We start from the raw sequence: 14,211 nt of genomic DNA on the forward strand, positions 1-14,211 counted from the left end.
CGCGGGGTACGCCGTGAATCCGTCCGTGGAGGCTCGGGCGCGCCATCCATGGCGCTTACGCCCCCGCGACCCCACACCGCCCCGGCCTCGACAGGTTCATGAGGCGGAGCGGATGGCAAAGGCGAAAGCAAAGGCGGTTTCTGGTGTCGGGTGAAGAAAGAAGAGGTCGGAGGCGTTTTCCTGCGGAAAACGGCTCCGACCCCGATGGCCGTGTAGCGAAGCGACCCGCTTTGGCTCCTGCTCTTCTTTTTTCTTTTCCGTGGGTGGACGCACACGGAAATTGTCAGAGGCCGGGCGGGTGGGCTGGGCAGGGGTGTCAGCCGCATGGATGCGGCTGCCAAGCCTACAAGGACGTACTTGCGGCGTCCCCTGCACAGTCCACCCGCCCGGCCAGACCACGGCTTCTGCTCTCAACGACTGCCCACCCACGAGGGGCTGCGCCGTTCGCTGCAAACTACGCCGAAGGCGACGGCTTCTGCTTCAGCAGGCTCAACGCCAGTCCACCAACAACCAGCACGCCGAGCCCCAGCAACGCCCACAGCAACCACGCCTTCCAATCGTGCTGCGGCTTCAGCGCTGCGTCACCGGCGAGCGTCTCCGGACTGCCCTCCAAGCGTGCCAGCGTCGGCTGCCACGACGGATCATTGCGCTGCCGCAGTTCCTCGATCAGCACCGTGATCGGCGCCTCCGCGCGGCGCGCGGTCGTACTGCCCACGGCCAGCGCGTAGGGCGCTGCGCCCTGGCTGAGGAACACCATCACCTCCGGTTGATAGCCCAGGCGCAGGGTCGGGGCGCTGGTGGTCTCCACCGGGCTCGCGACCAGCTTCCAGTAACGGTCGCGGTACATGCCGCCCAACGGCTGTGCCGCCGATTGCTGGCGCTGGCCCGGTGCCCCCTGCTGCAGCTGATAGGCGATCCAGGGCGCGCTGCGGCGCTGCCATTCGGCGCTTTCGTCGTCGCGGCTGAACAGGGTCCACTGCACCAGGCTGTTGTCGGTGCTGGCTACGTCGGCGCGGGTCACCGGGAATCGACCATCCAGTTCGAAGGTGAATTCCCCCTTGCCCTGCGCGGTTGGTGTCAGCGACAGCCACTCCCAGGGCACCGTTGCCGGTGCCGGCGGCAGTTCGGCCAATACACTGCGCAGCTCCGGCAGGCGCGCCTCGGCCTGCGGCAGGATCCGCAGGTAGCGCACATTGCTGTCGACCTGCAGGCGTCGCTGCAGCAGGCGCTTGCCCGCACGCTGCAGGTCCACCAGGGGGACATCACGGGCGATCGACTGCCAGCGCTGCAGATCATCGCTGGCGTCAAGCTGTACCTGCGCCTGCAGCGGCTGGCCACTTTCGGGCCAGTCCAGCACCAGCGCTGCCAGCGGCTGCTGGCCAAGCACGCTGGCATCGATCAACCAGCCGCCCTGCCCGTTCGCCACCGCACCACCACCAAGCCTGGCCTCGACCCGGCGCACACGGCCGTCGGTATCGCGCTCGGTCAGCAGCTGCAGGTCGTTGCGCTGGGCCTCGGCCAGTGGTGGCAGCGCGAACCACGGCAGTTCGCGCTGCACCGGCGGCTGCGCCAACGGCTGGTCCGGCGCCAGCAGCGCCGATGGCAATGCCTGGCCGGCAGCGTTGAACACCTGCAGATCGCCCAGATCAGCGGCGCCTGCGCGGCGGTAGATCGCCGGCTCCAGCACCACACGATAGGCACCGGACTGCGCGCTGGACAGGCTCAGCGGCCACTGTTCGGCGTACTGCGCGCGGTAGTCCGTGGCCTGCGCGGCAACCGCACCGGCCACGCCGAACAAGACCGGCAGCAACGCTCGGCTCCACTTCCTCATTGGTTTTCCTCCACGGTTGGCGGCGCGCTCGGCGGCGCGGGCGCCAGGTAGCCCACCACGGTGCACAGCAGGCCGTAGGCGATGAACGATGCGATTCCCAGCAGGTTGCCCAGATGCTGGCGGTCGATCAGCACCAGCTTGGCCAGCACCACGGCCATCAACACGGCACCAACCATCCACAGCACACGCTGGCCGCGACGCGAGCCCCACACCCAGGCGATCACGCCGAGTACGCTCCACAACACGGTCAGGCTGGTCTGGGCCAGGCTGAAGCGGGCCATCGTCGGATTCCAGGCGACACCGCCCCAATGATGCACGCCATGCAGCACGGTGCTGGTCAACGCGATGAAACCGGCCACGGCCAGCACCGGCACACGCAACCGCTGCAGCTGCGCTGGTCCCTGCGGGTCATACAGCCAGCGCGCGATCAGCAGCAGGCTGACCCACTGTGCCAGTTCGGCAGGATTGAGCAGCGGCAACCACGGCAACGGCGTGGCGTCGCCCGCCAGGGTCAGGCCGAACAACCAGGCCAGCGCCAGCAGCGCGAAAATCACACACTGCAGCGGCAGGCGCACCGGGTCAAACGCAGCACCCAGCGGCCAGCGCAGCACGTTCCAGCGCCACAGCGACAGCGCCGCCAGCAGCAGCCACGGCAACGTGACCAGCAATGCCGTCCAACCCTGCGCCAGGCGCGCGTCGCCGCCACCCCACAGGGCCAGCAGCGAAAGCAGCGACGGCCACAGCAGCCACCACAGGAACTGCGCGATACGGGCCACGCCGCCGCTGCCCTGGCGCAGGCACAGCAGGCTGCGCACGCCGAGCACGGCGAACACCGCCCACGCCAATGCGCCATAGCCGGCAAACGGCTGCTGGTGGGCATCGCTCTGCAGCAGGGCCAGCGGGAAGCCGGCGGCCAGCATCGCCAACGCGGTCACGCCCAGCGCACGTGCCGGCATGCGGCGTTGCACCTCCGAGGCCAGCCAGGCGGTGACGGCGGCCAGCACCAACACCGCGTCGGCCTGCGCCGAATGCTGGAAGAAGCGGCCGATTTCATGCACCAGACCGCCCAACCACCACAGCAGGCCCCACAGGTAGTACGCCAGGGCGATGTCATGGCGCTGCCTGCGCTGATAGCTCCACGCCGCCGCGAAACCCGCCACGGCCAGCAGCAGTGCGCCGATCGCGGTCGGGTTGAGCAGGAAACGCTGGTCCTGGTGCCAATGGTCGGCGCCCACCACGAATGCGAATGCGGCGGCGAGCTGCAGCAGCGCACCGGTCACCTGCGGCAACCAGCGCTTCTGGCGCAACCCCAGCCACGCCAGGCCGGCACCTTCCAGCGCGAACACCGCACCGGTGGCCCGCGCCGACAATGCCAGCGGCACCGCCAGCGTCGCAAAGCCCACCGCCAGTACTGCATGCGACTGCGCCAGCACCGTGTACGACGCGCGTGCGATCAGGGCCCGTGCCAGCAGCGCATAGATCGCTGCCAGGCCCAGCGCGCACAGGGCCAGCGTCATCGGTTGTTCGTGCAGCATGCCGGCCTGCAACGAGAAGGCGATCAGCGGCGTGCCGAACACCAGGCTGCCGTCGACCAGATCGCGACGCCCGGCCGGCTGCCGGCGCGCATACAACAACGGAATCAGCAGATAGAAGACGAAGAACAGCAGCAGGAACGGTTCGGTACTGGCGAACTTGGCCGCGTCGTACTGCAGCACGCCCCAGAAGGTGCCGATGCCGAAGGTGAACGCGAAACCCAGCAGGTTCAGCACACGCCACGGGCGATACCAGGCAATGGCGAAAATGCCCGCGTTGAGCACTGCGTAGTAGCTGAACAAGCCGACGTGGTTGCCACTGCCGGTGGACAGCCACAGCGGCGCCATGAAGCCGGCCAGGATGCCCAGCACTGCCAACGTCCTCGAGTTCTGCACGACCGCCAGCACGCACAGCCCCGCCACCAGCGCGATCGAGCTGGCAAAAGCGAAGCCGGGCGCGAGCAGATCGAAACGCTTGAAGGCAGCGAAGATGGTCAGCAGCAGTACGCCGATGGCGCCCCCCTGCAGGGCCAGCGCGAACATCCGCCGGCGCTCGCGCTGGTGCCAGCCGAAGGCCAGCAGGCCCAGCGCACCGACGGTGATGCCCGCCAGCCGCAGCTCGACCGGCACCACCAGCCAGCCCTGGTCGCTGACGTACTTGAGCAGCGCAGCAACGCCGGCCAACAGCACCAGCATGCCGATCTTCACCGGCACATTGCCCTGGGTGAACCAGTGCTTGACCGCACCGATCGCGCGCTCGACCAGGTTCGGCAGGGCCGGTTCCGCTGGCAAGGGCGGCAATGTGGGCTCAGGTGGCAACGGCGGTGGCGGCGACGGACGCGCCGGTTGGACCGGTGGCGGCAGGTCCTCGCGGGCGGCAACCGGCGGCGGGGCCGTGGCCGCCGTGGGCCGCAGGAACGAGGGCTCGCTGCTGGGTTCACGTGTTGCCGCAGGCGCGCGCGGCGGCTCGGCCACGGCCGAGGACGCACGGTCTACGGTCCCTGCCGGGTTGGGCGCGACCTGCACGCTCTGTGCGGCTTCCAGCGCGGCGACCCGCCGGCGCAGGCCGGCAATCATCACCAGCGCCACCACCAGCAGCAGCGGTATCGCCAGCAGGACCAGTACTGCCAGGACCAAGAGTGCTTCCATTCCTCGCCTTCCAATGCGATCCCGCGCCACGATGGCGGCGGTCGACGGGCCCATGCTACGTCAGGCCGGGCCCCTTAAACGACGAACCCCGGCCAGGCCGGGGTTCGCGCGACGATCTTCGCAGGCCTTACTTGGCTGCGACGACCTTGGCCATTTCCAGGCACTTGTTGGAATAGCCCCACTCGTTGTCGTACCACGACACGAGCTTGACGAAGGTGCCGTCCAGCGCGATGCCGGCGTCTGCGTCGAACACCGAGGTGTGGGTTTCACCGCGGAAATCGGTGGCCACCACCTTGTCTTCGGTGTAGCCCAGGATGCCCTTCAGCGCGCCTTCGCTCTGTGCCTTCACTTCGGCGCAGATCTCGGCGTAGGTGGCTTCCTTTTCCAGCTCGACGGTCAGGTCGACCACCGACACGTCCGAGGTCGGGACGCGGAAGCTCATGCCGGTCAGCTTCTTGTTCAGTTCCGGGATGACCACGCCGACGGCCTTGGCGGCACCGGTGGAGGACGGAATGATGTTCTCCAGGATGCCGCGGCCGCCGCGCCAGTCCTTGTTGGACGGGCCATCGACGGTCTTCTGCGTGGCGGTGGCCGCATGCACGGTGGTCATCAGGCCGCGCTTGATGCCCCACTTGTCATTGATGACCTTGGCCAGCGGCGCCAGGCAGTTGGTGGTGCACGAGGCGTTGGAGATGATCGCCTGGCCAGCGTAGGTCTTGTCGTTCACGCCGAACACGAACATCGGCGTGTCGTCCTTCGACGGTGCCGACAGGATGACCTTCTTGGCGCCGGCATCGATGTGCTTCTGCGCACTGACCTTGTCCAGGAACAGGCCGGTGGCTTCGAGCACGACGTCAACGCCGACTTCGTCCCACTTCAGGTTGGACGGATCGCGTTCCTGGGTCAGGCGGATCTTCTTGCCGTTGACCAGCAGATCCTTGCCATCGACGGCTACGTCGGCCTTGAAACGGCCGTGCACGGAGTCGTACTTGAGCATGTAGGCCAGGTAATCCGGCTCCAGCAGATCGTTGATGGCCACGATTTCGATGTCGTCGCCGAAGTTCAGCACCGCCGAGCGCAGGACGTTACGCCCGATGCGACCGAAACCGTTGATACCAACCTTGATTGCCATGTTCTCAAGCTCCTGCAGCCGCGACAGGTGCGGCGGGGTGGATAGGGCCCACAAGTCTAGCAGGCCGGCCTTGACCACCGCCGGCCAAGCCCGCCGCCGGGACGGGGGCCGGACAGGATTTGATCCGGATCAAAGCGTTAGCGCGGCGTGAGGCCGAGACTGGCCACATCCACCCAGCAACGAGATCACCCCCATGCGCAAGACCTCCCCCCTGATCGTGGCCAGCCTGGCCGCCGCCCTGTCGTTGGCCGCTGCCCCGGCCATGGCCCAGTCCAAGGGCGACTGGACCCTTTCCGCTGGCGTGCACCAGGTCGCCCCGAAGTCGAACAACGGCTGGCTGGCCGGCGGCACGCTGAAGGTCGACGTCGACAACGACGTCAAGCCGACCATCACCGGTGAGTACTTCATCGCCGACAACCTGGGCATCGAAGTACTGGCGGCGCTGCCGTTCAAGCACGACATCAACATCAACGGCCTGGGCCGCGTGGGCAGCACCAAGCAGCTGCCGCCGGTGGTCACCCTGCAGTACCACTTCAACAGCAAGGGCAAGGTGTCGCCGTTCGTGGGCGCCGGCCTGAACTACACGACCTTCTTCAGCGAAGACACCACCGGTGCGCTGGCAGGCAGCAAGCTGAAGCTGCAGGATTCGTGGGGCCTGGCCGCGCATGCGGGCATCGACTTTGCGATTGGCGAGAAGGGCGCCCTGCGCGTGGACATGCGCTGGATCGACATCGACAGCAAGGTGAAGCTGGATGGCGAGAAGATCGGCACGGTCAACATCGATCCGCTGGTCTACGGCGCGTCCTACGTCTTCAAGTTCTAAGGGGTTGATTAGCGGGGGCTGCGCCCCCGCTCCCCCGCTACAGGCAAAACCCTCGCAGCATGTTGCCCCGGTATGTGTGTGCCGGGGCTTTTTTGTTGGTACAGAGCGTGGATCTGCGTTTGGGCGGGGCAAGTGAGTTGCTCAGGACACGCCGTAAATACGTCCATGTAGGCTCGATCGCCGCATCCATGCGGCGAACGGTCCTGAGCAACCCACTTGCCCCACCCCTTCCATTTTTCCGCGCGCGCAGGCGCAAGCAGAAGCCGGCACCCGCATGACCCAGTTGCCATCGGCCGGATGCGATCCTGCATTTGACTCTGATTCTGCTTCTGACGTTTGCATCCGCCACCGCGACCATGTTGGAGGTGTGCGGTCGGGGCAGGTAGAGCGGGACCGTTGGCGCCATGGATGGCGCCATCGAGCCCCCAAGGATGGGTTTACGGCGTGTCCCGCACTGCCTGCCCCGGCCGCACACACCCCGACGACAATGAACGCGCCGCTTTCCATCAACCACCCTTCTCCCCCGCTGGCTAGAATGAGCGGATGAAAGCATTGCACTCCCTGTTCCTCGCCGCCGCCCTCGCGCCGGCCCTGCTGACCCTGTCCGCACCCGCCCATGCCTGGGGCGCGCAAGGCCACCGCCTGGTCGCCGAAGTCGCCGACAGCCGCCTCAACCCGACCACGCGCGCTGAAGTCGACCGCCTGCTGGCCACCGAACCCGGCGCCACCCTTGCCAGCATCGCGCCCTGGGCCGACCAGCTGCGCGCCAAGGACCCGGGCCTGGGCCGTCGCTCGGCCGGTTGGCACTACGTCAACATCGCCGAAGATGGCTGCCACTACGAGGCGCCGAAGCACTGCAAGAGCGGCAACTGCATCGTCGAAGCGCTGAAGGCGCAGAGCGCGATCCTCGGCGACCGCAGCCTGACCGATGGCGAGCGCCTGCAGGCGCTGAAATTCGTCGTGCATCTGGTCGGTGACATCCACCAGCCGATGCACGCCGGCTACGGCCACGACAAGGGCGGCAACGATTTCCAGCTGCAGTTCGGCAACCGCGGTACCAACCTGCACTCGCTGTGGGACAGCGGCATGCTCAACACCCGCAAGGTCGACGATGCCGGTTACCTGCCGGTGCTGCGCGCACTGCCGGCGCCGAAGCTGGCACGCCAGTCCAACCCGCAGCGCGATCCGGTCAGCTGGGCTGAAGCCAGCTGCCGCATTTCGGTGCAACCTGGCGTTTACCCTGCCTCGCGTAAGATCGGCGACGACTACACCACGCGCTACCGGCCGGTGGCCGAAGCGCAGCTGCGACTGGCCGGTGAAAACCTGGCGCAGTTGCTGAACCGCGTGCTCGCCACACGCTGAGGAGTGCCCGATGTCGGTCCAGGTGCAATCGTTCTTCCACCGTGACAGCAACACCTTCAGCTACCTGGTCAGCGACCCGGCCAGCAGCGAGGCCGCGCTGATCGACCCGGTACTGGATTACGACCCGGATACCGACGCCAGCAGCGAATCGCCGGTGCGCGCGATGCTCGATGCCATCGCGCAACAGCAGCTGCACGTGCGCTGGCTGCTGGAAACCCACGCCCATGCCGACCACGTGTCGGCAGGACGTCGGCTCAAGCAACGGTTCCCGCATGCGACGCTGGCCATCGGCGAAGGCATCCGTGCGGTGCAGGCCACGTTTGCACCGCGCTATGGCCTGCAGCTGCCCGAGGAACATGCCGTCTTCGATCACCTGTTCGCTGATGGCGAGACCTTCGCACTGGGTGAACTGCAGGGGCGCATCATCGCCGTACCCGGCCACACCAGCGACAGCATCGCCTATCTGATCGACGATGCGCTGTTCACCGGCGATTCGTTGTTCATGCCCGATGGCGGCACCGCACGCTGCGATTTCCCCGGCGGCGATGCTGCGCAGCTGTACCGCTCGATCCAGCGCCTGCTGGCCCTGCCCGCTGCCACCCGCGTATTCGTCTGCCACGACTACGGCCCGGGCGGACGCGATTTCGCCAACGAAACCACCATTGGTGAACAGCGCGCGCACAACATCCACGTGCATGAAGGCGTGGCCGAGGCGGAGTTCGTCAGCGTGCGCCAGGCGCGTGATGCGACCCTGGCAGAACCGCAGCTGATGCAGCCAGCGGTGAAGGCCAACATCCAGGGCGGCGCGTAGGGCCCGCACGATCGCCTCATCGCGCCAGCAATGACACCCCGTCATTTGCCCTGCGTGTGCACCACATGCTGGCCCTTCACGATCTCGAAGGTGAAGGCATACAGCAGGCTCACCGGCACCGGTTCGACGCGCTCGGCGCCTTGGCAGTCGCCACGGTCGCTCGGCACCTTGCCGGGGGCGAAGTGGCAGACCGCGGCGGGCGAATACTTCCACATCGCCACCGCCTCCTGCGCAGCCTGCAACAGCGGCGCATTCTCGCTCGCCGCGCCTGCCGCGCATTCGCTGCGGTCGACCAGCGCCAGGCTTCGCTCGACAGCGCCTTCGGCATCGATCACCACCTGCAGGCAGATCGTGGTCGGCGCCAGCTCGGTGCGCGGGTCACGATCACCGATCTGCGGATCCGGCGCCGCATACAGCTGCGGCATCCGATAGCCTTCGGTCGCTCCCAGCGTGTACGCCTGCACCTGGCCGCTGCCGCCTTTCCCTTCCGCATGCAGGCGTTGATGGCCGACACTCTCATTGCGGGTATCGACGGTGGTCAACCGTTCCTGGGTGGCGCAGCCTGCCAGCATCCCCACTGCCAACAGCAGCGCGATGCGCATCACCTGGCGGTCTCCGTCACCTCGTCGCTCTCATCCATGGCGAAGGTGATCGGAATGCGTACAGCGCCCGCCACCGGCTTGCCGTTCTTCAGCGCCGGGCGATAGGTCCAGCTTCGCGCTGCTGCAATCGATACCGCTTCGAACACGCCCGGATTGGTGGCGCTGAGCACCTGCACATCGGCGGGGTGTCCCTTGGCATCCACCTGCACGCGCAGGTTCACCACGCCTACCTGACGCTGCTCGATCGCAGACTTCGGATACGAGGGCGGCGACATCTTGTCGACCTGGATCGGACGGTCGAGCCCCGCTTCGGCCGCGTCTTCTCCAGCATATTCGAACGGTTCTACGTTGATCGACGGCACGCCCGCTGTCCCACTCTGGCTGGCCCACGCCACTGCCCCCACGCCCAGGCACAACCCGACCACCAGCACCTGCCCCGACACCCACGGCAATGCCTTCCGCTTGGACTGCTTCAACATGGCGATACGCTCCTTCAACACAGGCTGGCTGCGCCAGTGGCATACCGCCGGCGCAACCGGATGGACCAGCTGCGCCTTCAGCAGCGTGCTGGCGTAGAGGCCGCGCAGCGCAGGCTGCGGGGCAATGGTGCGGGCGTCGCAGGCCAGTTCCTGGTCACGCAGGAAACGGCGTGCGGCCCATGGCAGCAGCGGATGGAACCAGAACACCGCGCGCATCAGCAGCAGTACGCCGTTGGCCCAGTGATCGCCATTGCGACGATGGCTGTGCTCGTGCTGCAGGATCAGTGCCTGCTCCTGTGCAGTGAACTGCTGGTCGAAATCGGGGCCGACCACGATGCGCGGCCGCCACAGGCCCACCAGCGCCGGCAGCCCGGGATCGCCACTGGCCTGCCAGCTGCCATCGGCGCGTGCCTGCAGGCCGCCCATGCCGCGTTCGAAGCGGCGCTGTGCGCGCAGGTCGCGCAACAGGCAGACGCCCGCGCCCAGCGCCCACACCACCAACAGCAGCAAGGGCCATTGCAGCGACGCCGTTGGCAGGCTGTCCACGGCTTCCGGCACGACCTTCAGCGGCAAGGTCGGCACACGCTGCAACAGCGCGACCTGTGGCAGGGGAATCAACAGCGTGGCCAACAGCAGGGGCAGCAGCCACCAGCTGCGGTAAGCCAGCCCGGCGCCGCCCAATCGCACCAGCAACGGCCGCGTCACCGCCAGCAGGATCACGCCCACCGCCAACCACAAGCTGGCCTGCCACAGTCCGTCGAGCAGCTCATTCATGGTCCAGCTCCTGGATCAGCTTCTTCAGTTCGGCGATGTCCTGCGCGCTGAGCTGGCCGCGTTCGCTGAAATACGCGACCAGCGGTGCCACGCGCCCTTCGAAGACACGGCCGATGAAGTCCTGGCTCTGCGCCTCCACCCAGGCCTGGCGCTGCAGCAGCGGCCGGTACAGGTAGCGCCGTCCATCGCGCTCGGCGGCGATCGCGCTCTTGGTCAGCAGGCGGTTGAGCAGGGTCTTGATGGTCGGCTCAGCCCAGTCGCGGTGCGCCAGTGCGGCCACCACCTCGTCGGCGCTGCGCGGTGCCTGCTGCCACAGCACCTCCATCACAACGGCTTCGGCTTCGCTGATAGGGGTCATGGTTTACATCCGTAATCGACGATTCGATTACGCGCGTAATCGAATCGACTGTCAACCCCTCGACCGGTAATTCATCACGCCTGCGCCAGCATGGGGGGCCTCCACCGCGGGTACCGGCATGAAGCCCTTGCGCAAACGTGACTTCCCGGTCGAGCAGGCCCGGCGCTTCCTCGAACCCGGCCCCATCGTGCTGGTCAGCACCGCCTGGCAAGGCCAGCGCAACCTGATGACGATGGGCTGGCACATGGTGATGGGCTTCTCGCCCTCGCTGGTGGCCACCTACCTGTGGAACGAGAACCATAGCTTCAGCCTGGCCCGCAGCAGCGGCGAATGCGTGATCAACATCCCGGGCGTGGAGCTGCTGGACACGGTGGTCGATATCGGCAACTGCAGCGGCCGTGACGTGGACAAGTTCGAACGGTTCGGCCTGGATGCGATGCCAGCCCGGGAGGTGGGGGCACCGCTGGTGGGCCAGTGCCATTCCAGCTTCGAGTGCCGCCTGCATGACGACAGCCAGGTCGAATCGAGCAACCTGTTCATCTGGGAAATCGTGCGCGCCCATGTTGCGCCTCGCCCAAAGCTGCCACGCACGGTGCATTACCGGGGCGATGGGCAGTTCATGGTGTCCGGTGCCGAAGTCTCGCGTCGACGGCGGTTCAAGCCCGACATGCTGTAATGCCAGCACTCCCCCAAGCAGGACCGCCCCGGATGACCGAACACCTCACCGACCTCGACGCCGCCGTTGACTGGCTGTTTGCGCGCGTGGATGGGCCGCTGCGGATCGGTGCGCCGCTGGCGCTGGGTAAACCACACCGCCTGCTCAACGCCCTGTATGCGCGCGTCGAACAGGACCCGTCGCGGCCGCTGCAGCTGTATACCGCGCTGTCACTGAACCCGCCGCAGGCAACGGGCAACGGCCTGGAAGCGCGTTTCCTGGCGCCGTTCGCGGCCCGCCATTTCGGTGAAGACTTCCCGCGCCTGGCCTACGCCGATGCAATCGCCCGCGACGCGCTGCCGGCACACGTGCAGGTGGAAGAGTTCTACATGCAGTCCGGTGCCCTGCTCGGTTCGCGACTGGCGCAATCCAGCTACACCAGCCTCAACTACACCCACGCTGCCGACGCGGTAGCGCAGCGCGCGCCGCAGGTGGTCGTGCAGAAAGTGGCGATGCGCCCGGACGACCGGCGCCTTTCGCTGTCCTGCAACAACGACATCACCCAGGACACGCTGGACGCGATGACCGCACGCGGCCTGCCACGCCCGCTGCTGGTCGCCGAGATCGATCCGCAGCTGCCCTATCTGGGCGGCACGGCCACGGTGGACGTGTCCTTCTTCGATCTGGTCATCACCCCGCCAGCGCCGTATCCGGCGTTGTTCGGCCTGCCACGGCAACCGGTGGCCGACGCCGACTACGCCATCGGCCTGTATGCCAGCACCCTGGTGCGCGACGGTGGCACCCTGCAGATCGGCATCGGCACCCTGGCCGATGCACTCAGCCACGCATTGGTACTGCGCCACACCGACAACGCACGCTACCGCCGCGTGTTGAACGCGCTGGATCCGCAACTGGCCAGCCATCCGCTGGTACAGGAGATCGGCGGACTGGACCCGTTCGAGATCGGCCTGTACGGCTGCAGCGAAATGCTCAACGAGGGCTTCCGCCGGCTGGTGCAGACCGGTGTGATCAAGCGCAAGGTGCATGACGATCTGGCACTGATGCAGCGCATCGAGAACGGCAGCACGCTGTCCATCGACCATGCCACGCTGGAGGCCGAGGGCGAATACCTGCACGGCGCGTTCTACCTGGGCTCATCCGAATTCTACGAATGGCTGCGCACCCTGCCCGAGGACGAATGCCGGGCGATCGGCATGCGCCGCATCAGCGAGATCAACCAGCTGTACGGTGGCAACGAAACGCTGGAGCGCCTGCAGCGCCGTCACGCCCGCTTCTTCAATTCCTGCATGATGGCCACCGCGCTGGGCGCGGCGGTATCCGACGCGCTGGAGGATGGCCGTGTGGTCTCCGGCGTGGGCGGCCAGTACAACTTCGTGGCGATGGCGCACGCCCTGCCGGAAGCGCGCAGTGTGCTGATGTTCCGCGCTGCCCGTGATGACCGCGGCCAGCGCGAATCCAACGTGCGCTGGAACTACGGGCACACGACCATTCCGCGCCACCTGCGTGACGTCTATCTCAACGAGTACGGCATCGCCGACGTGCGTGGCCTGACCGACGACGACTGTGTGCACGCGATGGCGGCCATCACCGAAGCGCCGTTCCAGGGCGCCCTGCTGCAGCAGGCCTTTTCGGCACGCAAGCTGGCCGCTACGGCGCAACCTGATGCGCAGCGGCAGCAGCGCAACACACCCCAGGCCCTGGCGGCGGCGCTGGCGCCGTTCCGCAACGATGGCACCCTGCCCGATTACCCGTTGGGCAGCGACTTCACCGAGATCGAACAGGTACTGGTGAAGGCACTGGGCTGGCTGAAAGCCAATACACAGACGCGCGGCAGCAAGCTGCGTACCGTGTGGGACGCGCTGTGGCAGCCTGCAGGTGATGGTGACGCGGTGTATCTGCAGCGGATGGAACTGCAGTCGCCCAAGGACTTCGGCGAACGGCTCAATGCACGGTTGTTGAGGCTGGCCCTGGCGCGCACCGCGTGATCGCGCGGAGGGTAGCGCCGGGCCATGCCCGGCGGACAACGATCAGTGCCAACCAAGGTTGGCACCTACCACAGTAGCGCGGCGCGATATCCTGTACCGATGAACGACGATTCCCGTTTCCTGCATGATCTGCAACGCCGCCAAGCCGATGGCGAACACCTGCGTTATCTGTGCTTCTGGGGCCACCAGCCGCCGCGCATAGGCGTGTCGGCTTCGTGTTTCAGCCAGTGGTATGACGCGGGTTTCAGCATCGATGGCGTGCACTACCGCACCGCAGAACACTACATGATGGCCGGCAAAGCGCGCCTGTTCGGCGACACGAAGATGCTCGACCAGATACTGGCCAGTGCGACGCCGGAGGGCGCCAAGGCACTGGGCCGCAGGATCGAAGGCTTCGACGATGCCCAATGGACGCAGGCGCGCTATGCGTTGGTGGTCGAAGGCAATCGGGCCAAGTTCTCGCAGAATGCGGCGCTGGGTGATTTTCTGCGCGCCACGGCAGACCAGGTTCTGGTGGAAGCCAGTCCGGTGGATTTTATCTGGGGAATCGGCCTGGCCAAGGATCACGCCGACGCCCACAACCCGGCGCGGTGGCGCGGATTGAATCTGCTGGGGTTTGCGCTGATGGACGTGCGGGACACGATGTAACGCGCGTCCACGCGTGGCGTGGATCTACGGGCACGGCGGGCGATCCGTT

12 protein-coding genes are annotated in these 14,211 nt (G+C 66.8%); 6 read left to right on the forward strand and 6 right to left on the reverse strand.

The features are described from left to right. Positions 1 to 454: 454 nt before the first annotated feature. The 3 genes from CLM74_RS17085 to gap all read right to left on the reverse strand — a co-directional run bounded on the left by CLM74_RS17085 (position 455) and on the right by gap (position 5,644). On the reverse strand, positions 455 to 1,831 hold the full coding sequence (locus CLM74_RS17085) for a DUF3999 domain-containing protein (RefSeq protein ID WP_105164570.1): 1,377 nt from the start codon (positions 1,829 to 1,831) through the stop codon (positions 455 to 457). Then, complete coding sequence (locus CLM74_RS17090) at positions 1,828 to 4,512, reverse strand: DUF2339 domain-containing protein (protein WP_105164571.1); 2,685 nt, start codon at positions 4,510 to 4,512, stop codon at positions 1,828 to 1,830. Before CLM74_RS17090 ends, CLM74_RS17085 begins: the two co-directional genes overlap by 4 nt. Positions 4,513 to 4,639: 127 nt before the next feature. Then, positions 4,640 to 5,644, reverse strand: a complete 1,005-nt coding sequence (gap, locus tag CLM74_RS17095) for a type I glyceraldehyde-3-phosphate dehydrogenase (protein WP_025874252.1) — start codon at positions 5,642 to 5,644, stop codon at positions 4,640 to 4,642. 193 nt (positions 5,645 to 5,837) lie between these two features. On the opposite strand from gap, the gene CLM74_RS17100 reads away from it, so the two are divergent. The 3 genes from CLM74_RS17100 (at position 5,838) to CLM74_RS17110 (ending at position 8,640) form a co-directional block, all read left to right on the forward strand. Continuing rightward, positions 5,838 to 6,467, forward strand: coding sequence for an OmpW family outer membrane protein (locus CLM74_RS17100; protein ID WP_025874251.1), 630 nt, complete (start codon positions 5,838 to 5,840; stop codon positions 6,465 to 6,467). A gap of 543 nt (positions 6,468 to 7,010) precedes the next feature. Beyond that, positions 7,011 to 7,829, forward strand: a complete 819-nt coding sequence (locus CLM74_RS17105) for a S1/P1 nuclease (RefSeq protein WP_032977182.1) — start codon at positions 7,011 to 7,013, stop codon at positions 7,827 to 7,829. Between the two features lie 10 nt (positions 7,830 to 7,839). After that, a complete protein-coding gene (locus tag CLM74_RS17110; protein WP_105164572.1) occupies positions 7,840 to 8,640 on the forward strand; it encodes an MBL fold metallo-hydrolase in 801 nt (266 codons plus the stop codon). 41 nt (positions 8,641 to 8,681) lie between these two features. Here CLM74_RS17110 and CLM74_RS17115 read toward each other — a convergent pair whose 3' ends face one another. From CLM74_RS17115 to CLM74_RS17125, 3 genes are read right to left on the reverse strand one after another with little or no spacing between them, the layout of a single operon-like run. Beyond that, on the reverse strand, positions 8,682 to 9,242 hold the full coding sequence (locus tag CLM74_RS17115) for a hypothetical protein (RefSeq protein ID WP_033831872.1): 561 nt from the start codon (positions 9,240 to 9,242) through the stop codon (positions 8,682 to 8,684). Further along, on the reverse strand, positions 9,242 to 10,495 hold the full coding sequence (locus CLM74_RS17120) for a TonB family protein (RefSeq protein WP_105164573.1): 1,254 nt from the start codon (positions 10,493 to 10,495) through the stop codon (positions 9,242 to 9,244). Before CLM74_RS17120 ends, CLM74_RS17115 begins: the two co-directional genes overlap by 1 nt. Then, the gene (locus CLM74_RS17125; RefSeq protein ID WP_105164574.1) at positions 10,488 to 10,853 is read right to left on the reverse strand and encodes a BlaI/MecI/CopY family transcriptional regulator; all 366 of its coding nucleotides are present in this window, start codon (positions 10,851 to 10,853) and stop codon (positions 10,488 to 10,490) included. The genes CLM74_RS17120 and CLM74_RS17125 overlap by 8 nt, the downstream gene beginning before the upstream one ends. 118 nt (positions 10,854 to 10,971) lie before the next feature. Between CLM74_RS17125 and CLM74_RS17130 the strand changes: the two genes are divergently transcribed. From CLM74_RS17130 to CLM74_RS17140, 3 genes are read left to right on the forward strand one after another with little or no spacing between them, the layout of a single operon-like run. Next, complete coding sequence (locus CLM74_RS17130) at positions 10,972 to 11,529, forward strand: flavin reductase family protein (protein WP_025874245.1); 558 nt, start codon at positions 10,972 to 10,974, stop codon at positions 11,527 to 11,529. Between the two features lie 32 nt (positions 11,530 to 11,561). Beyond that, positions 11,562 to 13,514 carry an acetyl-CoA hydrolase/transferase C-terminal domain-containing protein gene (locus CLM74_RS17135; RefSeq protein WP_105164575.1) on the forward strand — a complete coding sequence of 651 codons (1,953 nt, stop codon included), beginning with the start codon at positions 11,562 to 11,564 and terminating at the stop codon, positions 13,512 to 13,514. 24 nt (positions 13,515 to 13,538) lie between these two features. Further along, complete coding sequence (locus tag CLM74_RS17140) at positions 13,539 to 14,162, forward strand: NADAR family protein (protein ID WP_234003380.1); 624 nt, start codon at positions 13,539 to 13,541, stop codon at positions 14,160 to 14,162. Positions 14,163 to 14,211 lie beyond the last annotated feature (49 nt).

Source organism: Stenotrophomonas sp. MYb57 (assembly GCF_002966815.1).
In the GTDB taxonomy this organism is placed as follows: domain Bacteria; phylum Pseudomonadota; class Gammaproteobacteria; order Xanthomonadales; family Xanthomonadaceae; genus Stenotrophomonas; species Stenotrophomonas indicatrix.